The organism is Aromatoleum sp., assembly GCF_036675785.1.
GTDB lineage: Bacteria > Pseudomonadota > Gammaproteobacteria > Burkholderiales > Rhodocyclaceae > Aromatoleum.
In genome coordinates, this window is record NZ_JAKFEF010000043.1 from 1 (window position 1) to 21,158 (window position 21,158).

20 protein-coding genes and 1 pseudogene are annotated in these 21,158 nt (G+C 67.4%); 3 read left to right on the forward strand and 18 right to left on the reverse strand.

Annotated features, from left to right (window positions below):
• The 15 genes and pseudogenes from V6M37_RS10230 to V6M37_RS10300 all read right to left on the reverse strand — a co-directional run.
• Positions 1-168 (reverse strand): annotated as a pseudogene (locus tag V6M37_RS10230) (electron transfer flavoprotein subunit beta/FixA family protein); the annotation flags it as partial.
• Positions 169-301: 133 nt separating this feature from the next.
• Entirely contained in the window at positions 302-1,525 is a 1,224-nt protein-coding gene (locus V6M37_RS10235) for a CaiB/BaiF CoA transferase family protein (protein ID WP_332672906.1), read from the reverse strand.
• Positions 1,526-1,690: 165 nt separating this feature from the next.
• Positions 1,691-2,932 (reverse strand): NnrS family protein, encoded by a 1,242-nt coding sequence (locus V6M37_RS10240; RefSeq protein WP_332672909.1) that lies wholly within the window; start codon positions 2,930-2,932, stop codon positions 1,691-1,693.
• Positions 2,926-3,783: an ATP-binding cassette domain-containing protein gene (locus tag V6M37_RS10245; protein ID WP_332672912.1), complete on the reverse strand. Its 858-nt coding sequence runs from the start codon at positions 3,781-3,783 to the stop codon at positions 2,926-2,928. The genes V6M37_RS10240 and V6M37_RS10245 overlap by 7 nt, the downstream gene beginning before the upstream one ends.
• Positions 3,780-4,571: an ABC transporter permease gene (locus V6M37_RS10250; RefSeq protein ID WP_332672915.1), complete on the reverse strand. Its 792-nt coding sequence runs from the start codon at positions 4,569-4,571 to the stop codon at positions 3,780-3,782. Before V6M37_RS10250 ends, V6M37_RS10245 begins: the two co-directional genes overlap by 4 nt.
• A gap of 10 nt (positions 4,572-4,581) precedes the next feature.
• Positions 4,582-5,595 (reverse strand): ABC transporter substrate-binding protein, encoded by a 1,014-nt coding sequence (locus V6M37_RS10255; protein ID WP_332672918.1) that lies wholly within the window; start codon positions 5,593-5,595, stop codon positions 4,582-4,584.
• Positions 5,595-7,556: a TonB-dependent receptor gene (locus tag V6M37_RS10260; protein ID WP_332672921.1), complete on the reverse strand. Its 1,962-nt coding sequence runs from the start codon at positions 7,554-7,556 to the stop codon at positions 5,595-5,597. The genes V6M37_RS10255 and V6M37_RS10260 overlap by 1 nt, the downstream gene beginning before the upstream one ends.
• Positions 7,557-7,844: 288 nt before the next feature.
• Positions 7,845-9,935, reverse strand: coding sequence for a heavy metal translocating P-type ATPase (locus V6M37_RS10265; RefSeq protein WP_332672922.1), 2,091 nt, complete (start codon positions 9,933-9,935; stop codon positions 7,845-7,847).
• The gene (locus V6M37_RS10270) at positions 9,932-10,306 is read right to left on the reverse strand and encodes a hypothetical protein (RefSeq protein WP_332672924.1); all 375 of its coding nucleotides are present in this window, start codon (positions 10,304-10,306) and stop codon (positions 9,932-9,934) included. The genes V6M37_RS10265 and V6M37_RS10270 overlap by 4 nt, the downstream gene beginning before the upstream one ends.
• Positions 10,266-10,625 carry a hypothetical protein gene (locus V6M37_RS10275; protein WP_332672926.1) on the reverse strand — a complete coding sequence of 120 codons (360 nt, stop codon included), beginning with the start codon at positions 10,623-10,625 and terminating at the stop codon, positions 10,266-10,268. The genes V6M37_RS10270 and V6M37_RS10275 overlap by 41 nt, the downstream gene beginning before the upstream one ends.
• Positions 10,622-11,041 (reverse strand): hypothetical protein, encoded by a 420-nt coding sequence (locus V6M37_RS10280; RefSeq protein ID WP_332672928.1) that lies wholly within the window; start codon positions 11,039-11,041, stop codon positions 10,622-10,624. The genes V6M37_RS10275 and V6M37_RS10280 overlap by 4 nt, the downstream gene beginning before the upstream one ends.
• Positions 11,042-11,228: 187 nt before the next feature.
• Positions 11,229-11,564 (reverse strand): HMA2 domain-containing protein, encoded by a 336-nt coding sequence (locus V6M37_RS10285; protein WP_332672930.1) that lies wholly within the window; start codon positions 11,562-11,564, stop codon positions 11,229-11,231.
• Positions 11,565-11,567: 3 nt separating this feature from the next.
• The gene (locus V6M37_RS10290; protein WP_332672932.1) at positions 11,568-12,176 is read right to left on the reverse strand and encodes an HMA2 domain-containing protein; all 609 of its coding nucleotides are present in this window, start codon (positions 12,174-12,176) and stop codon (positions 11,568-11,570) included.
• 148 nt (positions 12,177-12,324) lie between these two features.
• Positions 12,325-12,873 carry an HPF/RaiA family ribosome-associated protein gene (locus V6M37_RS10295; RefSeq protein WP_332672934.1) on the reverse strand — a complete coding sequence of 183 codons (549 nt, stop codon included), beginning with the start codon at positions 12,871-12,873 and terminating at the stop codon, positions 12,325-12,327.
• A gap of 364 nt (positions 12,874-13,237) precedes the next feature.
• Positions 13,238-13,561 (reverse strand): DUF3175 domain-containing protein, encoded by a 324-nt coding sequence (locus tag V6M37_RS10300; protein ID WP_332672937.1) that lies wholly within the window; start codon positions 13,559-13,561, stop codon positions 13,238-13,240.
• 161 nt (positions 13,562-13,722) lie between these two features.
• On the opposite strand from V6M37_RS10300, the gene V6M37_RS10305 reads away from it, so the two are divergent.
• Positions 13,723-14,361, forward strand: a complete 639-nt coding sequence (locus V6M37_RS10305) for a dioxygenase family protein (RefSeq protein WP_332672938.1) — start codon at positions 13,723-13,725, stop codon at positions 14,359-14,361.
• A gap of 19 nt (positions 14,362-14,380) precedes the next feature.
• Here V6M37_RS10305 and V6M37_RS10310 read toward each other — a convergent pair whose 3' ends face one another.
• Positions 14,381-15,673: a phospholipase D-like domain-containing protein gene (locus V6M37_RS10310; RefSeq protein WP_332672940.1), complete on the reverse strand. Its 1,293-nt coding sequence runs from the start codon at positions 15,671-15,673 to the stop codon at positions 14,381-14,383.
• Positions 15,674-16,095: 422 nt separating this feature from the next.
• On the opposite strand from V6M37_RS10310, the gene V6M37_RS10315 reads away from it, so the two are divergent.
• On the forward strand, positions 16,096-17,061 hold the full coding sequence (locus V6M37_RS10315; RefSeq protein ID WP_332672942.1) for a DUF808 domain-containing protein: 966 nt from the start codon (positions 16,096-16,098) through the stop codon (positions 17,059-17,061).
• A 197-nt stretch (positions 17,062-17,258) separates the two neighbouring features.
• Here the strand turns inward: V6M37_RS10315 and V6M37_RS10320 are convergent, their stop codons facing one another.
• A complete protein-coding gene (locus V6M37_RS10320) occupies positions 17,259-17,864 on the reverse strand; it encodes a hypothetical protein (protein ID WP_332672944.1) in 606 nt (201 codons plus the stop codon).
• Positions 17,865-17,921: 57 nt separating this feature from the next.
• Positions 17,922-18,965, reverse strand: coding sequence for a DUF5924 family protein (locus tag V6M37_RS10325; RefSeq protein WP_332672946.1), 1,044 nt, complete (start codon positions 18,963-18,965; stop codon positions 17,922-17,924).
• 192 nt (positions 18,966-19,157) lie between these two features.
• Here V6M37_RS10325 and ggt point away from each other — a divergent pair, with 192 nt between their 5' ends.
• Entirely contained in the window at positions 19,158-21,041 is a 1,884-nt protein-coding gene (ggt, locus tag V6M37_RS10330) for a gamma-glutamyltransferase (RefSeq protein ID WP_332672949.1), read from the forward strand.
• The last annotated feature ends 117 nt before the right edge of the window (positions 21,042-21,158 follow it).

Here is a 21,158-nt window from a genome sequence, read left to right on the forward strand (position 1 = left end):
CGTCGCCACCCCCGCTTCCTTCAGCCGCACCGCCTCTTCCACGGCGATCTCGTCGAACGGGTTCATCGACATCTTCACATTGGCGATATCCACGCCGCTGCCGTCACTCCTGACGCGCACCTTTACGTTGTAATCGACCACGCGTTTCACGGGTACGAGGATCTTCAAAGTTCTTTCTCCCTGGAATGTGGTTGCACGATGAATGAAGGGATCGTTGCGCGCGGGCGCGAGATGACAAGGATTACGCGACGGACCGGCAGTCCGGATGCAATCTTCCGCCCATGCCGCAGATCGTTCATTTTCAGATTACGCCGTCGGCGCGAAGCAGCCCGAGTGCGCCGGCGTCGAGGCCGAGCGTCTGCGTCAGCACCTCTACGGTATGCTCGCCGAGCAGCGGAGGCGGCCGGCGATATTCGGTCGGCGTCGCCGACAGCCGCATCGGATTCGCGACCAGCGACACCGTCCCGGCGAGCGGATGCGCCATCTCCACTTTCAGGCCTCGCGCCTGCACCTGCGGGTCGGCGAAGACGTCGGCGATCGTGTTGATCGGCCCGCAGGGGACGGCCCGGGCTTCGAGGGCGGCGATCCAGTCGGCGGTCGTGCGGTCGACGGTGAGCTTCTTCAAGAGTGGGATCAGCACCGTCCGGTTCTCCACGCGGGCCGCGTTCGTGGCGAAGCGCGGATCGGCTGCAAGCGCCGGTTGCCCGGCTTCGGCGCAGAAACGCGTGAACTGTGCGTCGTTACCGATTGCCAGGATCATGTACCCGTCGGCGGTCGGAAAATCCTGATAGGGCACGATGTTCGGATGCGCGTTGCCGAGCCGGGAAGGGTTGCGGCCGGTCGCGAGATAGTTCATCGCCTGGTTGGCGAGACAGGCGACCTGCACGTCGAGCAAGGCGAGATCGATGAACTGCCCTTTGCCACTGCGTTCCCGCCACGCGAGCGCGGCGAGCACGGCATTGGTCGCGTAAAGACCGGTGAGAATGTCGGTCAGCGCAACCCCGGCCTTCATCGGCCCGCCGCCGTCCTCGCTGTCCGGACGTCCGGTGATGCTCATCAGCCCGCCGAGCCCCTGGATCAGGAAATCGTATCCGGCGCGCGGCGCATACGGTCCGTCCTGCCCGAAGCCGGTGATCGAGCAATAGACCAGCGCGGGATTGATCGTCTTGAGCGACTCGTAGTCGAGGCCGTACTGCGCCAAGCCACCGAGCTTGAAGTTCTCCAGCACGACGTCGGACTGCGCGGCCAGCTCGCGCACCAGCCGCTGCCCTTGCGGGCGCGTGATGTCGATCGTGACCGAGCGCTTGTTGCGGTTCGCGCAGAGGAAATAGGCCGCTACGGCCGTCTCCTCGCCGTGCTCGTCCTTCAGCCACGGCGGTCCCCAGCCGCGAGTGTCGTCACCGCTCCCCGGGCGTTCGACCTTGATCACATCCGCGCCGAGGTCGGCGAGCATCTGCCCGGCCCACGGTCCGGCGAGGATGCGCGATAGATCGAGGACCCGGATGTGCGACAAGGCTCCCGCCATGCCACGACCCCCAATGGTTATGTGTGCAGGAACCGCATCCTAAAGGCCCGCGCCGCTGGATTCAAACGAGATTTGCGAAGCCATCCATGCGAAATTCGCACTTCGTATGAAAATCGCGTCGAATCGAGCGCGCCCGCGGGTTCTCGTAGGGGGAACCCGCTCGCCCTAAGCCGAGGATCGCGGTCCTTCGCATCCCCCGCCACCATCCGTCCGCGGCCGAGCGAACAGTTTTCCCAGGTAGTGGGCACAGAGGACGAAGGACAGCGTCCACGCGAGGCTCGCGGCCGTCATCCACGCGAGGGCATGCCCGCCGCCCCAGCCTCCGACCGCCCGAAGCAGCGCGGCACCGACGAGAAGCGCGGCGGCGACCGGGATCCACGGACGCTCGTCCAGCGGATAGCCAGCGTGGTTGCGCCCGGCGATGCAGATCACGGTAAAGATACCGAGTCCGAGCGCGCCGACGGTGAGCAGGTGCCGGCCGGCGCTGAACGCCACGCCATCCGTGAGCAGCGCGAGACCCATCAGACCGTAGCCCGTCGCCATCAGGACATACACTGCATAGAGCATCAGCGGCCAGCGCCGGAAGAGCGGGCGGCCGACGTGCCAATCGTTGAGCAGGTTGAAGAGCGCGGCGGCGGCGGCAAGCGCGAGCCAGCCCCCGATCGGGGCGCCCGGCGCGAAGAACTCGACCCCGGTGTACAGCGCGATGCAGACGATGGCGAGATTGCGCCGCGGCGGGCGTGCGCGATATTCGACGCCTGCACCGCCCCCCTTCTCGCGAAATGCGTCGATTGCGGCATTGACGATGCGCATCGAGATCCGGCTCATCGCAATGACGATGAGGATCATGAACACCCCCAGCGTCGCGGACAGCCAGCGGCCGGGATGCCCTTCCGTCAGCGCGTCGCGGTAGAAGCCGGCGACCAGGATGGTCAGCACAATCAGCGCCCACAGAAACGACAGGTGGCGGCGCTCCGGATGGCGCCAGATGCGCGAGGCAAGCATGAAGATCAGCCCGCCGAGCAGCGCGAGATGCGCAACCGCCGACACGACCACCGCGGCCGCGCCGACGGCCCCTGAGAGCCAGAACGCGACGCGTCCGGCCAGCCAGCAGGACGCCAGCAGGCGCACCGCATGCGGCCGGATCCGAGGGCTCGACGTGAATTCGGGGATCGCGGTGAGGACGAAGCCCGCGACCGCGGCCAGCCCGAATCCGAACAGCAGTTCGTGGGCATGCCAGATGAACGGTCCCCCTGCCACATCAGGCAGCGGGATGCCCCAGTTGAGGAAGGCGGCCCAGAGGAGGACGATCAGCGGCGCCCACAGGATCGTAAACAGGAAAAAGGAGCGGAAGCCGCACATCCACAAGGGATGGCCGAGGGACCACGGGCGCGGACGGGTCAGCATGAAAATGCCTTTTTTGCCTTCCAAGGCTTCAGCGTTTTGCCTCCGGGAAGATCCGCCGCAGCCGAAATCAGACGCAACGGGGCGGCATCGGAGAGTCCGGCCGGCGCAGACGGCAGCGCTTCCATCCCGAAGCTCTCCCGCACGGCCGGCACTTTCAGAAGTTCGGCCGTCGTGTGATACGTGTGCGCTTCATCGCGGTCGCACGCCGGCGTGGGCAGGACGAAGCGGTGCACGATGCGGCCCGGCTCGGGCGCCATGACAAGGATCGTGTCGGCAAGCCGGACCGCCTCCATGAGATCGTGGGTAATCATCAGCACGGCGAGTCCGTGTTCGCGCTGGTGATCGAGAAGCAGGCGATGGAGTTGCCCCTTCAACCCGATGTCGAGCGCCGCGAAGGGTTCGTCCATGAGCAGCAGGTCGGGCGCGAGCACCAGCGCGCGGGCGAGCGCCGCTCGGCTCTGCATGCCGCCGGAAAGCGCGTGCGGAAACTGGTCGAGCGCGAGTTCGTCAAGTCCGACCGCCTGCGCGATGGCCTCGCTGCGACGGTTACGCTCGGCCAGGGCCATGCCGGCTGCCTTCAGGCCGAGCGCGATGTTGTCGCGAGCGGTTTTCCACGGCAGCAGGCGGGGTTGCTGGAACATCACCGCCGGACGCGCGAAGCCGTTGTCGAGCCGGCCGCGCTGCACAGGCAGCAGCCCCGCGCACAGATGCAGCAGCGTCGTCTTGCCGCACCCCGAGGGGCCGACCAGTGCCATCACCCTCCCCGCGTCGAGCGTGAGATCGATGTCGTCGAGGACCGTTTTCAGCGCGTACGCGTGGCCGAGTCCGGCCACTGCAAGGCGGGCAGTCATATGGAATTCTCCCGCCAGCGCTCGACTTCCCGCTTGACCGGTTCGAGCACGAGGTATTCGACCGCGAGCAGGCTCCCGACGACTGCGCAGATCCATGCGAGCGTCCCCGCGGTGTCGAGGTGCGAGCGGGTCACGGCGAGCGCGGCGCCGACGCCGTCGTTCGACGACAGCAGCTCGGCCATTACGACGACCTTCCACGCCGTACCGAGCGCGGTGATCCACGCCGGGAAAAGGTAGGAGACGACATGCGGCAGATAGAGGTCGAGAAATTTCATCCGCGCCGGCAGGCGGAACGCATGGGCCATGTCCTTCAGGTGATGGTCCAGCGTGCGCGTGCCCTGCAGTGCGCCGACGAAGATCACCGGAAAGCAGGCGACGACGACCGTGAACACCGGCGTGCCGTCCGAGGCGCCGAACCACAGCATCGCGAGCACCAGCCAGGCGATCGGCGGCGTGCCGAGCAAGACCGTGACGAGCGGACGCGACATCATCGAAGCCGTCACCGACACGCCGGCGGCGAGTCCGAGCGCGGTGCCGATCGCGACCGCGATCGCGAGCCCGATCAGCGCGCGTCGCGCAGTAACCGCAAGCTCCGGCCACGCGGCGCCGGTCGCAACGAGATCCGCCAACGTCGCGAACGTCGCCAGCGGATCGGGCAGGACCAGCGGGCCGTAAACCGCGCTGCCGCCCTCCCACGCGGCCAGCAGAAGCAGGAGGCTCGCAATCGCGCCCCAGCCGCTCCACAGGTAGGCCGGCAAGCCGCCGAGCCAGGCACGCAGCAGCATCATGACGAGACCATCACCGCTCGCACCCCGCGCACTTGCCGCCGTAGAAGGCGTCGCCGGGCAGCTTGCCCCCGATCAGGGCCGGGTTGCGCGCCTTGAGTTGCTCGAAGAAGAAGACCAGCGCGTCGCGCGCCTGCATCGCCGGCACGGCGTCGAGTTGGCTCACGGCGACCGCGTCGGACACGGCTTCCGCGCTCAGGATGTCGATGCGCCGGGCGACCATCCGCCCGCAGTCGAGCGCATGCGTCCGGCACCACGCGAGCGACTCGGCATAGGCCGACTCGATCCGCGCGAGGAGTTCGGGCCGCTCCCGCAATGCGCCGACCGCGGCAATGCCGGCCTGCGGAATGCGCGTGCTGCGGGCGTACAGGCGTCCCCATTCCTGCTGGAAATCGACGCTGCGGTGCAGCTCGGGCGCGACGATGCCGAGCGGGAAGGACTTCGTCTTGCGCAAGGCCATCGACACCGCCGGCTCGGACAGCAGCGCGTGGTCCACGCGCCGCATCACGAGCAACTGCATCGCATCGACCGGGGTCGCGACGTAGCGCAGGCGGAAATCCTTGCGCGCGTCGAGACCCTGACGCGCAACGAGGAGCTGGAACATGATGTCCGGCATGTCACCCCGAAACGGCATCGCGATTTCCTCGCCGCGGAAGTCGGCGAGGGTCTTCTTGTCCGGCGAGCGCGACACCATCCACAGCGCGCCCCACGTCGACACGTTGAGCAGCGTGACGGGGGCGCCGCGGTTGTGCAGGTTCGCCGCGACGTTGGTCGGCATCGCCAGGACGTCGGCCTGCCCGTCGAGCGCCATCGCGCGCAACTGGTCCGGGTCGCGCCACTGGACGAAACTCACGGACTCGGCGAGATCCGCGAGCGCCCCGCTCTCGACGATGTGAATCAGCGGCGCCGACACGACCGCGCCCGGGCCGCCGAGGACCAGGCGCGGCAACTTGTCCGCGTGAGCGCCGAGCGGCGACAGCACCGCCGCGAGCAGCCCGACGAAGCGCAGGAAGCGGGGGATCGCCATCAGAACTGCCCCTGCCATGACACCAGGAAGCTTCGGCCCGGCGCGTCGATCTCCATGCCGGACACGCCGTCGGCCAAGTGCTCGTGGTACGGCTTGTCGAACGCGTTCTTGAGCGCGAAGCGCACGCGCTGGCGCTGACCGTGCCAGGTTGCGCCGAAGTCCGCAGTCGCGAAGCCGGCGGTCTCGTCCTCGGAACCGGCGGCGAAGACGGTCGCGACGCGGTCCTGCTTGCGCACGAGGCGCAGCGTCGCGTCGGCACTCCACGCGCCGCCCACCCTGCCCTCCCAGCCCAGCGAAGCTTCGTCGGCCGGCATCTGGAACAGCGGCTCGTCGAGATCCTTGTTCTCACCGCGAATGCGCGAGTAGGAAGCCGTCAGCCATTGCCCCCGCGATGCCTGCCAGCGCCCCTCGGCTTCGACGCCGACGAGCGTTGCGCGGCCGAGATTGAAGGTTTCCTTGCAGGCACTGGCGTTGGCCGCCGGGCAGCGGTTGCTGCCCGGCGCGCCGGAGACGTCGCGCCCGGTGATGTAGTCGCTGATGCGGGTGCGATAAGCGGCCAACGTATAGCTCAAATCGTCGTCCGCGCCCTTCAGCCCGATCTCGAACTGGGTCGCGATTTCCGGCTCGATCTGCGGATTGCCGACGTAATAATAGCCGTCGCTGCGCGGCGAGGACTCGAAGCGCTCGCGCATCTCGCCCGCGCGGAACGCCCGCGATACGTTCGCATAGGGCCGCACGAGCTTCGACACCTCGTAGATCGCGCCGAGACTGCCCGACGTCGCGCTGTCGCTGCGTTCGAGATTCCGCGTGATCGCGCCATTGTTGACCGAGTCCGCATCACCCTCGACCCAGTCGCGGCGCAGGCCGGCGAGCACGTTGAGGCGCCCGAAGCGCATGTCGTCCTGCACGAAGACACCCACCGCTTCGATGCGCCCATCGTCGAAAGGATCGTTGCGGCCCATCACAAAAGTCGGCGGACTGGCGATGAAACGCTCCGGTGAGGCCTCCATCTGCCACGTATTCACGCCGAAGGACAGCAGGTGATCCGGATGGGCCAGCCAGTCGGCGCGCGCGTCGAGCCCGTCGGTCGCGAACGTCACGTTGGTGTCGGAAAAATCGCGCCCGAGCGGCCCCTTGGCGCGGGCGGCGATATTGCGCTCCATCTCCTGCCGATACACGCGCACGTCCACATTGACCGGCGCGTCGCCCGAGCCGCGCCGGCTGTACCCGACCTCGGCGAGTTCGCGGGTTTGCGACGGCGAGTGGATGATCGAGCTGCGGATCTGCGGATGGGGGTGCGGCTTCGTCGAACCCGGGTACCACACGTCGCGGTCCTTGTGCTGCTGCAAGGACAGCCTCAACTGCTGCGCAGCGTCAATGCGGAAACGGTATTGGCCGATGAAGCTGTCGGAGTCGTAACCCGTGCGGTCCACCTCGCCGTCCGGTGCCTCGTAGTCGCCGATGCGCGCAAGGGAAGCGCCGAGCATCAGCGCGTGATCTCCACCCGACGCGTTCATAACCGCAGTGCCGCGCACGCCTTCATTCACGGTTTCGAACTCGGCGCCAGCGCGCGTCTGCACCCCCGTCTCGAAGCGCGCCTGCGGGAGGAGAACGTTGATGGCGCCGCCGAGGGCGCCGGTTCCGTACAGGATCGACGCCGGCCCGCGGACGACCTCGATGCGGTCGGCCAGCCCGAGCGACATGAAGGACGCAATCGCGCCGGCGGGCTGGGCCGAATTGAGCCGCATCCCGTCGACGAGCAGGACGATGCTTTCCTTTTTCAGGCCGCGGATCACGGGATTCTGCCCCTGCGCGCCGTCGCTCGCGACCGCGAGGCCCGGACGACCGCGCAAGGCTTCGCCGACGTTATCCGCGCCGCGATCGAGCCACTCTTCGCGCTCGACCGCGGTGATCGCGGCCGGCGTTTCGGCGTTGGCCGACGCGTAGCCTTTTGCCGTCACCGTAACCTCGGCGAGGCCGGTTTCATTTGCGTGAGAAAGAGGGGCGACGGCGCAGGCGAGTGCGGCGCATAGCGCGTGAAGACGGACGGGCGGCATGGCGGATTCCAGTTTGAACGGTTCTGGCTCGCATACCGCTGGCTGACCGTGTGTTGCAAAAAGTTGCAACACACTTTACGCAAACACAAATCATTCTCATTTGATTTGTATCAAAAATCCGCCCGTGCTGCACACCGCGACTTAGCGCGGCCTCGCGGCCGACGTTTCAACCGCCGCGGCGCACCGCGATCGTTATCGCGCCCGCTTCCTCTTCCGCCGGAGGGCGTTGAGCAAAATCGCAATCGTGCTGCCGTTATGCAGCATCGCGGTCGTGATCGGCGAAAGCACGCCGAGTGCCGCTGCAGCGAGGATGGCGGTGTTGAGGCCGACGGTCAGGCGGTAATTCGTCCCGATCCGCGACATCGCGGAGTCGGCGAGTTCTTTCGCGTCCGCGACGCATTCGATGTCGTCCTCGAGCAGCGCGACGTCGGCGGTCAGCCGTGCGATATCCGCGCCCTTCTTCATCGCGATGCCGACGTGCGCTCCCGCAAGGGCCGGCGCGTCGTTGATGCCGTCTCCGACAAAGGCGATTCGGGCGCCCTTGCTGCTGAGTTCTTCGACGATACGGGCCTTGTCCTCGGGCAGGAGTTCCGCATGAAAACCGTCGAGGCCGAGTGCAGACGCCATCTCCTCGGCGCGGTCACGGTGATCGCCGGTCAGCAGCAGGATCCGGCGGGCGCCCAGCCCGCGAAGCCGACGAATCATCGCCGCACTGTTGGCCCGCACCTCGTCCTTCAAAGCGATGACCCCGAGCAGCGCGCCGCCATAGCCGATGTACAGCAAGGTCTTCCCTTCGCGGTAGAGCCGGTCCACGACCTCGGTATGCGCGCCGATATCGATGCCTTCGTCATCCTCGATGAAATGCCGCGAGCCGACGACGATGCGCTTGCCGTCGATGACGCTGGCGACGCCGTGAGCGACGATGAACTGCACTTCCTGGTGGTCGAAATGCTGTCCGTGGGTCGCTCTTGCGGCGGCGACGACCGCGAGCGCGAGAGGATGGAAGTAATGCTCCTCGACCGAGGCGGCGAGGCAGATCAGGTCTTCCGCCGAATACGCGTTGTCGAAGGCGATCGAGTCGGTGACTGCGAGCCTTCCGGCGGTGAGCGTCCCGGTCTTGTCGAAGATGAAGGTGTCGGCCTCGGCGAGCCGTTCGAGCGTGCTCGCGCCCTTGATCAGGATGCCGGACCGTCCCGCGCCATACATCGCAGACTTGAACGCCACCGGCGTGGCGAGTTTCAGCGCGCAGGAATAGTCCGCCTGCAGCACCGACGCGGCGCGCGCCCAGTCGCCCGATACGAGATAGGCGAGGCCGGCGAGCCCGAGCACCGTCGGCACGAGTCGGTCGGCCTGGCGACATGCGCTCAACTGAGCCTCGCTCTTTGCCGTCAGGGACTGCTCGACATAGTCGGCAATGCGTGCGGCGGCAGTATTGCGACCGACCTGCTCGGCATAAACCGACAGCCTGCCCTCCTCGACCACCGTGCCTGAAAGGACCGCGTCGCCGCGCGCCTTGTTCACCGCGACGCTCTCGCCCGTCATCGCCGCCTGATTGACGGTCGCTTCGCCTCCCAGCACGGTGCCATCGACCGGGACGACCGTCCCGCTGCCGACCACCACGGTATCCCCGACCACGACATCCTCGGCCGCGATCAATACCTCCTGTCCTTGCCGCACAACCCAGACTTCATCGCTCGCAGGCCGCAGCAGATGCTTGAGCAAGTCGTCCGAGCGCCGCGCGATCGAGTCTTCGAGATACTCGCCGAGCGCGAGCATGAAGGTCGTGGTGTTCGCGGCGGTGTAGTCGCGGCGCGCGAGGGAGATCGATACGGCCAGTGCTTCGAGCACGTGGGACGACACCCCGTTCTCGAGGTAGTCGTCGAACGCGTGCTTGAACACCGGCGCCGCCGCGCTCAAGGTCATCGGAAACTGCGCCGACGGCGGCAGGTATCGCGTTCCGAGAAGTGTCGCCAGGCTCGTCACCAGCGGCTTCGCGCCGCCGGCCGGAGGCGCTGCAGTGCGATCGGAAATGGCGGGGAGCGTCAGGCCGGCGATGCACTCGACGAGACGCTCGACGCCGGTCTCGTCATCGGCGAAGTCGAGCACGAGGGAGCGCGCCGCCTGATTGACCCGCGCGCCGGTGACGCCGGGCAGGTTTTCCAGGGCGCGTTCGATCGCCTTCGGCGCCGTCGGCGTGCCTGTACGGCAGCGATAGCGCAGCCGCAGGCGCCCGCGCGTCCGGTGAGCGATCTCGAGCGCGCTGAACCAGGGCCCGCCCGTCATTCCGCGCCCATGCGCTCCGCTTCGACCTCGGCCTTCAGATCGGCGACCTGTTCTTTCATTTCCTCGAAACCGCCGACCACGTTCGAGTAGAGCTTGATGCCGGTCTTCACGAGTTTGCCGCGCAATTCCTCGTCGCTCAGAACGTAAGCGGCCGCGGCGCCGACGAGCGCGCCGAGCAGGAACTGTTCGGACTGGCGCGACTTCATCAGCCGGGGGAAGTCTTCGAGAAGCCGCTCGGCGCCGCGGCCGCCGCGGGCGCGACGGTGCGCGCCGCCATCCTCCCCGTAACCGAAAAATGACCCGCCGCGCGGGCTCTCGGCCGCGTATTCCCTATTCTTGCGCGACGCCTTTTTGTGCTTTTTCTTTCCCATTTTCCTTGCCCCCTTTCGTGGTGCGCGCAGGTTTGCGCGTCAGATAATCGATGGCGATCACGCCCGCCGCACCGCCCGCGACAGCGAGCAGCGCGCCGTTGTAGTTCCGCCGTTGCAGCGCGTCGGCGGCCGAGCTGCCCGCCGCGAGCGCGACACCTCCCTGCAACGCGCTTCGCAGCGCCGCCCGCGCATCTCCCGTCCGGGCGGAGCCGCCATCCTGCAGCGCGGCGAGCAGTCCTGTCGCGACGAAACCGCGCACGAAGTTCCCGCCCATTTCGCCCCGTCGGCGCGCCCGATCGATCCTTGCGACCCGCTTCACTGCGCCTCCTCGTCGGGCTTTTCGGTCTGTTCGCCACGTTCGGCCGGCTGCGCGCGTTTCGTCCGCGCGCGGACTCGAGCGGTCTTCGGCTTCGGCGCCGCGGCGGAGGGTTCGGCGACGGTCTGCCCGGTGAAAGCCGCCGCGGCCGCGGCTGCACCCTCCTCCTGTGGCTGCCCGAAGGTTTCGGCTTGTGGCGGCGAGCCGTTTTCGGACTCCGGGAATTCCTCGGCTCCGCGGATCAACTTGGCACGCAGTTCGGCCGAGGTGTGCTCGATCGCCGCGAGGCTGGAAACCGTCGCCTCGCGCACGCGATCCTGCGCCTTGTTGAAACTCGTGCGCGCCTTGTCGACCTTGAGCAGGCGGGTAGCGACGGCGCCGGTCAGGAGGCCGGCCGCGAAGGGAAGCAGTGGGAACATGTCATCCGTCCTTTCCGTTTCGGTTGAGTTGGAGCGCGCTCATCGCGAGCAGAACGCCGGACCTTGCCGGCAACGAACCCCGCGAGAATCGCGGAGTGAATGGTCCGCGGCGCCCGGAGAAGACGCCGGCCCTCGGCCGGGATGCCCCGCGAAGTCCGGACATGTCCGCACCGGAGTCCCGTCCGGGCTACGCATCGGCGAGTTCCCGATATTTCTCGACGACGATCTCCAGCAAGGTTTCCGCGGCCGGCGACCGGACGCCGCCGAGGAAATCCGGCCATGCGTCCGCAGGAATCACCGTCGAGTCGTATTCGAGCGTGCAGGATCGCGCGAGCAGGTTGACCTTGACCGAACGGATGCCGGGGACGCGGTCGATCGCCTGCCCGAAGCGCTTCGCACCGGCGATCGCGTCGAGCTGGGCGGCGTCGAGATCGACCTCGAGCTTGAGGCGAATCCGCCCGGGAATGTGATGCGCGACGCGAAGGTAGCGGGTAAAGCGCTGAAAATATTCGAAGTCGTCCATGAGCTATCGAGTCGAAGGGGGCGAGGTGCCGACCGCACCGTCAGGCCATTTGAGCAATTGGCGGCGGTGGACCGCCATGTGAATGCCGAGGAGGGCGAGGTACACGCCGCCGGTCGCGATGTGCAGACGCTTGTTTCCAGCCGCAGCGAGCGCGAGCGACGCTCCGAGGCTCGCCATCATCCCGAACTTCGCGTATCCGTTCAGCCGTCGAAGGATCGCCCGCCTGGAAAAGGGCGGTCCGCGGCGATCGCCGGGAACGCTGGCCTGGCGCGTCGGAGAGGCCGGAGAAGCGCGCCTTGGGGAAACGCGGCTCGCACTCTTCGCGGCCTGGTCGGGCGCAGCCGCACGGGGCGCCCTGCGGGACGGGACGCCGCCCTGTGGCGCGAGCTCGGCCGCCGCGGCGGCTTCCACTCGCGCCTCCATCGACGAACGGTCGATCCTCGTTGCGTCATAGAGGAGCAGCACGCTGCCGCTTTTCGCGCGCCCCTCGACCGAGCGGACGCCGTCGAATGTCGCGATGAGGGTCTGCAAACGTTCGTTCATCCTCGGCGCTCGAAGAGCCGGGTCCCGTAAACGGATGCGACCGGGCAAAGCAGAGGCAATTCGGTTCATGCGGAGTCTCGTCGGCGTGCTGTTACGGGATTATGTCAGACACGACGAGCGGACACCCGGTTCGATGGGTGCTTTTTCCTCCAGGGGCGGACCGATTCCGCGATCGCGGCCAGCCGTTACGACGCCGATGGCGACGGGACGCGAGGAGTCACGCGCCGAATTCGTGCTTTCCAACGGTGACGCGGCGAGCGAGCAGCGTGTTCTTGCCCGGCTCGAGGAGGAATTGGACTTCGGCGCCGACCTCGATGTTCTCGAATGGCGGCTCGATCACGTTTTCGCGGCTGAAGTACACCTCCTCGCCCGTCGGCGTCTCGATGTAGCCGTGGCCGCCATCGACATCGAGCCGGGCGATGCGACCGTGCTGAGGAAGCTCGTGCGCTTTCACCGCGCCGCGCTGCTGCCGCACCTCGTCCTCGAGGAGCCGCCCGGCCGCATTGAAGGCGTCGCGCAGCGCGACGTAGACATCCGCATCGTGATTGCGGTTGACGGCCAGTTCATGGCCCGGAATGTGCAGGTCGACGCGCACGTTGAAGCGATGGTCATGGTTGCGATGGCCGCGCTGCTGCTCGACCGTGACGCGGCAGCTCATGATCCCGTGATGAAAGGTCTCGAGCTTTTCGACCTTCGCGCGGATCCTCGCTTCGATCGCTTCCGACGGGTCGAGTCCATGAAAGACGATTTGCAGTGGAAGTTGCATGTCGGTCACCTCATCGATTGAATTCGGGGTCCTTGTCCGATCCGGCGTTGCCGAGGCGGGCGTCGTGCAGCGGCAAGCGCCTCATCGACACTTCCGGAACCATCCGTTCTGCCGAGGCCCATCGGCACGCGAGCGCGACGGACGACGGGGTCGGCGTGCACGAGTTACACACGGATGTCGATCCGTTACCGCTCGACCCCTGCCGCACCGACGCCCTCCGCCCGACGGTTCGCTCCGTTTCGCATCGGCACACAGCCCCAACCGGCGCAGATCGCCGTACAGCGCGAACGCGGGCGAAGCGCGTATCGCGGGATGCTTCGCCGCGCCGCCGACCGGAACAGACGTTTAGCAATCCGCGTACCCTTTATTCGCCGCCCGACCGAGGTCGGCCATACAGTGCCCGCAACTCGTCCTTGGCGGCTTCCAGGCACCGCCTTCGCTCGGCGGGCAGTTTTCGCCCCGCGCGGTTGATGTAGAAATTCAGCATCGACATCGCGGAACGCAACGAGGTCGCCTTGCGCTGTTCACTCGCCTCAGCGGAGCGCTGCAGCGACCGCGCGATTTCACGCGGGTCGGAGAGGGAAAACACGCCCGGCTCGAGGTCGAGCGCGTGGCTGGTTTCGGTCACCTTCTGCGACCAGCGTCGCCGGCCTCTGTCGCCATCCCCTCCTGCTCCGTGCTTGCGCATGGTGGCCCGTCTCCACACGTTCCGCGTCGATCGGCGTTCGGCAAGCGACGTGCCGGGAACGAGTCGGCGACGGCGATGGCCAAACGCAACGGGAACGGTCCGTTCGACGGCGAAGCCGGGGCGGCCCCCGCACTTCCGCCCCCCACGTCCGGAGCAAATTCATGAGCGATCGCCGCCAAATCCTAACGGCCATCGGGTCCGGCCTGCTGCTCGCCGGGGTCACGAACGCCGCCGGCACGCAAGGCGCGTCAGTCCGCGCAGCCCTCGCAACCTGCGGCCCGACCGGCCGCGCGACCGCCGGGCCGTTCTACGTCAGCAACGCACCGGTCACGACGGACATCAACCTGCAGAACGCCGCCGGGACGCCGCTGCGGGTCTCGGCGCTCGTCCTCGGCGGCGCCGACGCGCGCACGCCGCTGGCCGGTGCGACGGTCGAACTGTGGCACGCCGACAGCGACGGCCAGTACCATCCGGACGACGACGGCGACATCTCGCGGTACCGGCGCAACGAAATCAATCTGCGCGGGCAGGCCATCTGCGGCCCCGACGGTCGCACGAGCTTTCGCAGCATCGTGCCCGCGCACTACGGCAACCGCCGCCGCCACCTCCACTGGCGCATCACCGCGCCCGGGCACCCGCCGCTCGTCACGCAGACGTACTGGCGGGACGAAAAAGGAACACCGTACGAGCGCAGCGACCCGATCGATCGCGACCCGGAAGAATGCCGCTGGGTCGAATTCCGCGACGAAGACGGCATCGCGGTCGGCGACATCGTTTTCGTCCTCGCCGCCGCGCGCTGATGCGGTGCTCCGCAGGACGTTACAACTGCGACTTCAGCGGCAACACGAACTTCTCGATCAGCTTCTCCTTCAGCGGCCGCTGTTGCCACGTTTCGTACGTGTAGCGCCGGGCCTGTTCCAGATCGGTTTCGAACACCCGGGTCATCGCCTCGGCGAATGCGCGATCGTAGAGATTGAGGCTCGCCTCGTCGTTGAGCCGGAAGGACCGGATGTCGAAATTCGTCGAACCGACGGAGACGAGTTCGCGATCGACGACGAGCAGCTTCGTATGCAGCATCGTCGGCTGGTATTCGTGGATTTCGATCCCGGCCTTCAGCAGCGGCCCCCAGCTCGCCTTCGACGCGAGCCGCACCGCGTCGGAGTCGATGTGCGGGCCGGGCAGCAGGACGCGGATGCGCACGCCGCGCTCGCGCGCTGCGATCAACTCCTCGACGATCAACGCGTCGGGCACGAAATACGACGCGGCGAGATCGATCGAATGCTTCGCGGCGCTCACGGCCATCATGTACATCAGATGCATGCTCTCGCTGCCGCTCGCGGGCGAGGCGATGAACAAGTGCGCATCGACGTCGCCGGCCGCGGACAATGGTGGGAAATACGCGTCCCCGTTGAGCACTTCCCCGGTGGTCTTGATCCAGTTGTCGTTGAACGCGGCCTGCATCTGGGCGACTGCCGGACCTTCGATCCGGAAATGCGACTCGCGCCAATGCTCGGGATCCTGCGCATGCCCTAGCCATTGATCAGCGATACCGATCCCGCCTGTGAAGCCGATGCGGCCGTCGACGACGAGCAGCTTGCGGTGCGTGCGGTTGTTGATGCGGTTGAGCGAGTACCAGCGCAACGGCCGGTAGCGATGGATCCGCACGCCGGCCTGCTCCATGCGCTGCAGCAGCTTTTCGTCCATCTTCACGCTGCCGGCCCAGTCGATGACGACGTTGACGGGAATGCCGGCCTGCGCGCGCTCCGACAGCGCCTCGGTGAATTTCTTGCCGATCTCGCCCGACCAGTAGATGTACGTTTCGAACGTGATCGACGTCTTCGCCTCGCGAATCGCGTCGAGCATCGCCGGGAAGATCGCGTCGCCGTTCTGCAGCGCGACGACACGATTGCCGCCGACGATCGCGGGCCCCAGCATCACCGACATTTCCCGTCGGAACTGCGGGTCGTCGATTGAATAGCGGTGCGGGAGCGTCTGCTCCAGCTTCTTCTCGGGCGCCGCCAGATTCATCAGCAGCAGCGCGACGACTCCGGTGACCAGCACTGCGACAACGACAGTCCAGATCATGCGTTTGCGCGTCCATTTATTCGACATGCAACGTTTTCCAAGTGGCGCAGCCGGGATCGCAGTCACGCGGCTGCAACGCGCCCTCCCCGTTTCGCACGGTTCCCGCCGCTGCACACCCGACCGGCATTCCGTCCCCGTCTTGTATCATGCGTGGCGTCGGGCGACGGAAAGACTCGGGCGGAACACCGTGGGAAATTGGACCACAGAAACGCAGCGCGGGTGCCATTCGCCGCGCGTTAGCTGCCGGTTGCCCGCTTGCGGCACGGCGATCGAGGCCGCAAGCGGGCCTTGCGCGGGAAGCTGCTGCGCGCGAGTTGCTGTGCATCCGGGACCTTCGATTGCAGTTTTCCGCCGCTCACCATCGGTTGCTCGCCATCGTCTCCCGGCGCGAGCCGCTCGACCTCCAACCCGCCGTGCCTGCTTGCGGACGGCCGCAGAAGGATAATTCGATGGCCGCGTCCAGCTTGCTCACCCTGATCGACGACATCGCATCGGTACTCGACGACGTCTCGGTGCTCACCAAACTCGCGACGAAGAAGACCGCCGGCGTGCTCGGCGACGACCTCGCGCTGAACGCGCAGCAAGTCACCGGCGTGACACCGGATCGCGAGTTGCCGGTCGTGTGGACGGTCGCGAAGGGATCGCTCCGGAACAAGGCGATCCTCGTGCCGGCCGCGCTCGCGATCAGCGCTTTCGCACCGTGGGCGGTGACGCCGCTGCTGATGGTCGGCGGCGCGTTCCTCTGTTTCGAAGGCTTCGAGAAGCTCGCGCACAAGTTCCTGCACAGCCGCGCGGAGGACCGCAACCGTCATGCCGAACTCGTCGAGGCGATCGCCGATCCGGCGGTCGACCTGGTCGCGTTCGAGCACGAAAAAATCCGCGGCGCGGTACGGACCGACTTCATCCTCTCGGCCGAGATCATCGCGATCACGCTCGGCACCGTCCAGGGCGCGCCGTTCGCGATCCAGGTCGCGGTGCTCGTCGGCATCGCTCTGCTGATGACGGTCGGCGTCTATGGCTTCGTCGCCGGGATCGTCAAACTCGACGACGCGGGGCTGTACCTCAGCCGGCAACCGGGCGGCGGCGCATTCGCAGGGGTGAAGCGCGCAACGGGCGCGGCGATCCTGAAAGCGGCGCCGTGGCTGATGAAGTCGCTGTCCGTCGCCGGCACCGCCGCGATGTTCCTGGTCGGCGGCGGCATCCTCGCGCACGGCGTTCCTGCGCTGCATCACGGCATCGAGGCGCTCGCCGATCGCGCCGCGGACCTCCCGGCGGTCGGCGGAGTGCTGCAGGCGTTGACGCCGAGCCTGCTCAACGCCGGGGTCGGGCTGCTGGCCGGCGCCGTTGTCGTCGCGGCGGTGACGGTGCTGCAGCGGATGCGACGCGACACCCAGGTTTCCAGCGGGCAGACCTGAAGATCCGGCGCGATCCCACACTGCATCGAATGCGATGGCAGCGGATGCCCGATCGCCTGCGCGTCGTCGGCGCTTTCCAGCAGCCGCGATGCCCCCGGCGGGAATCCCGCCGAGCCTGCAGGAGTGAGGAACATGCCGAACCGCCCGGAAGCCGTTCCGCTGGCGCCCCCGACAGGACCTCGCGCGACGCGAGGGGATTACATCCTGTCCAGATCCTCGATCGCGTCGATCACCATCCCCGTGCCGATGGCGATCAACAGGATGTCGCTCGCCACCCGGACGAAACGGTGACCCACCGGCGGGACGCCGAGTTCGACGACGATCGCCGGCGGCAAGTCGTAAAACACGACGTCGCGCGGCAGCGGGCGCCCGACATGCCATTTCTTCGCCTGCCCCGGCGGCATGCAACCGGTGCCCTTCTTCGCGAGTCCCGGCGGGCAATGGCCGGCGCGAAACTCCCGCGTGTAGTGCTCGCGGATCACCGTGCGGTGGTGATCGTCGAAACGCACCGTGCCGTGACGCACCCCGTCGCGCTCGCCCCCGTGGCGATCATCCGCCCGCGGCCCGTCGCGGTCGCCGCGGCGGTCGTCACGATCATTCCCGTACCGGTCATCGTGTCCGCGCGGCTCGTCCCTCCGGTCCTGGTTTGCGCGCCGATCCTTGTCGTGTTTTTCGGGTTTGCCACCGCCGCCCCCGGCCCATTCCGGCTTGTCGGCGGCCACCGGGCCCACCGCGAAGACCGTCACCCAGCCCGCGAAAAACGCCTGCGCAGCCGTCCTGCGCAAATAATCAACCTGCATCATCCCTCTCCAAGAAAAAGCCTCGCTACCGCAGCCCCGGAAGGCAGCGAACCGGGCGCATTACCGTACAACCCGGAAGCGAAGCATACCGATCATTTGTCCTGCTTCCGTCATCACCATTACCTGCCAGCGGCCAGCCGGATCCGGCGGAAAATTCCGCTTGTGCGTCCACGCGCGATAGCCCGCCTCGCGCCCGCCGTGGATGTCCAGCGCGATCCGCTCGACGATCGCCCCGTCATGCACCCAGACGTGGCGTATCCGCTCGTCGAGTCCTCGCGGCGCCCGGATCGCGGTGAAGGCGAAGAGGCCGTTCGCCTCGAGTTGCGCCGCCGTCACCGTCGCGAGGCTGTCGCCCGGCGAGCGCTCGCTCATCGTCTCGGTGACCGCGACGTCGGTCAGCCACAGTGTCGCGGGCGGCACCGATCCGCGCGCGAGCCAGCCAACCGTGCCGAGCCCGAGCGTGAGGCCGATCAGCGCCGGCCACCGCCACCGCACCGACGGCGGCACCGTCCGCAGCAGGCTCGGCACGGACAGCAGCACCGCCGCCGCGAGCGCGAGCTTGTAGCTCTCGGGCGTCGCCAGCTGAAAGATGATCGGCAGCGCGACGAGCAGCACCGCGAACAGCGTCAGCATGTGATACGCGAGATAGATCCAGCGGCGCGCCGCAAGCCAGCGGAAATAGACCGGGTCGAGAATCGCGACGAGCGCCGATGCGAGGAGCAGTCCGGAAAACACGAACTGCTCGCTGTTCCACGCGGTCGTCACGTAGAAGAACGGCAGCACGAAGAAGAGGCTTTCCTGGTGAATCAGCTGCGTCGCGTAGCGCAGCAGCGCCGGCGGCATTTCCAGGCCGAACCAGCGGACGAGCCCGCGGTTCAGGACATTCTCGAGCGTCAGCCATACCCAGCTCACGAGCATCAGCACCGGGATGACCCGGGCGAAGTCGTCCTGCCGGTCGACGAGCACGAAGCTCGCGACGCCCGACACGAACCCGAACAAGGCGACAAGTTTCGGATGGCGCTGCACGAACGCGAGGGCGCACAGCGCGATGCGTTGCAGCGGAGATACGAAGCGATTCGAACCGAGGGACTGGAGTCTTTCCAAAGGACGCATGGGGTTGCGAACGGGAATGCCGTTGCGGCCGCCTTCTTGCGGGTGTTTTCGGGCGGCTATTGTTTCACGCCGTCCCGCAGCGCGGGCTCGCGCCGCGGCCGAGTCTTCCACTTTTACTTTTCGCACCTAATCTGGAATGACATCGGCGGCGGGTTCGGGTACCGATCCGCGGAGGAGAAGAAGATGAACCGGAGGTTCTTCGCCGGGCGGCTCGCCCGCGCGCGCGCAGGACTGCTTGCCGTCGGCCTCATGCTGTCGCCGTTTGCGCTCGGGCTGGAAGACGCTGGAAGCAGCGTCGCGCAGCCGAACGGCGCGCCGATCGGATTCACCGAGGGCAAGCGCCCGCACGAGGCGGCGACCGGGTTTCGCGAAGGGGTCGTGGCGGTATCGCATCCGCTCGCCGCGGAGGTCGGCGCCCGCGCCCTCGCCGCCGGCGGCAACGCGATCGACGCCGCCGCGGCGATCCAGTTCGCCCTCAACGTCGTCGAGCCGCAATTGTCCGGCCTCGGCGGCGGCGGTTTCATGATGGTGCACCTCGCCGCCGAGGACCGCACCCTCATCATCGACTCGCGCGAAAAGGCGCCCGCGGCGGCGGCGCCCGACATGTTCCTCGGTCAGCCTTTCGCGAACGCCTCGACGAGCGGACACTCGGTCGGCGTGCCGGGCACGCTCGCAGGCGTCGACCTCGCGCTGCGACGGTGGGGGACGCTGACGCTCGCGGACGCGCTCGCGCCCGCGATCCGCCTCGCCGAAGAGGGGTTCGCGATCAACCGCTTCCTTGCGGAACGCACCGCCAGCGTCCGCGTCACGTTCCAGCCGGAAACCCGCGCCGTCTTCCGCCTGCCGAACGGCGAGCCGCTTCCCGCCGGGCATTGGCTCGTGCAGCCTGATCTCGCGAAGACGTTCCGGCTCATCGCCGAGCGGGGCACTCGAGTGTTCTACGAAGGGGACATCGCGCAGCGGATCGTCGAAGCGCAGCAGCGCACGCGACTCGGCGCCGCCGGCATCGGGCGCATGAGCCTCTCAGACCTCGCGTCGTACGACGTCGACGTGCGCCGACCCGTCGAAGGTCACTACCGCGGGTATACCGTCAAGTCGATGCCCCCGCCCTCTTCCGGCGGCCTGTCCCTGATCATGATGCTGAAGCTCCTCGAGCCTTTTCCGCTCGGTGGCGGCGGCGAGAACTGGGGCTTCGGCGGCGGGCACACGATGCACGCGATGATCGAGGCGATGCGCCTGACCTATGCCGATCGCGCGGTCTGGATGGGCGATGCGGACCACGTCCCGGTGCCGGTGCGCGGCCTGCTGTCCGAGTGCTTCCTCGCGACGCGGCGCGCGCTCATCGATCTGCATTCCCGTATGGCGACGCCGCAGGCGGCCGACCCGCGCCCGTGCGACGCGGATTCCGCCGACGCGGGAGCGAGCGTCGCGCTTGCACCGCTCGACGAGGAAAAGGGCGCGCATACGACCCATTTTTCCGTCGTCGACCGCTCGGGCAACGTCGTGAGCTACACGACGACGATCGAGAGCACGTGGGGCACCGGCATCATGGTTCCCGGCTACGGCTTCCTGCTCAACAACGAGCTGACCGACTTCAACTTCACGCCGCAGTACGACGCGGCGACCGGTAACCCGGGGGCGAACGACGTCGCGCCGTTCAAGCGGCCGCGCTCGTCGATGGCGCCGACGATCGTCTTCCGCGACGGCGAACCGCTCGTCGCGTATGGGTCGCCCGGCGGCGCGACGATCATCAACGTCGTCCTCAACACCACGCTCAACCTGATCGACCACGGAATGGACCTGCAGCAGGCGATCGACGCGCCCCGCCTGTCCGTGACCTCGCCGGCCGGTGCGGTGAGCTGCGAAGCCGGCCTGCCGCAGACTTCCCTCGAACACCTCGCCGCCCTCGGCCATCCCGTCCTGACGGAAGAAGGCGCTCCGGTGTGCAACGCATCGATCGGCGCGGTCCAGGCCATCCTGATCGACTTGCGAACCGGGCTCCAGTTCGGCGGTGCCGACAAGCGACGCGAAGGCACGGTCCTCGGCCTGCGGCGCCCGCCCCGGTAACGATGAAGGTGGGGCGATTGGACGCCTGAATAGGCCCAAGGTCCAATATGCGACGCTCGGTGTCGAGGATAGCGTTTTCCTTGCAGAACCGTCGGTGCACTATCGGGTCCGTGCCGA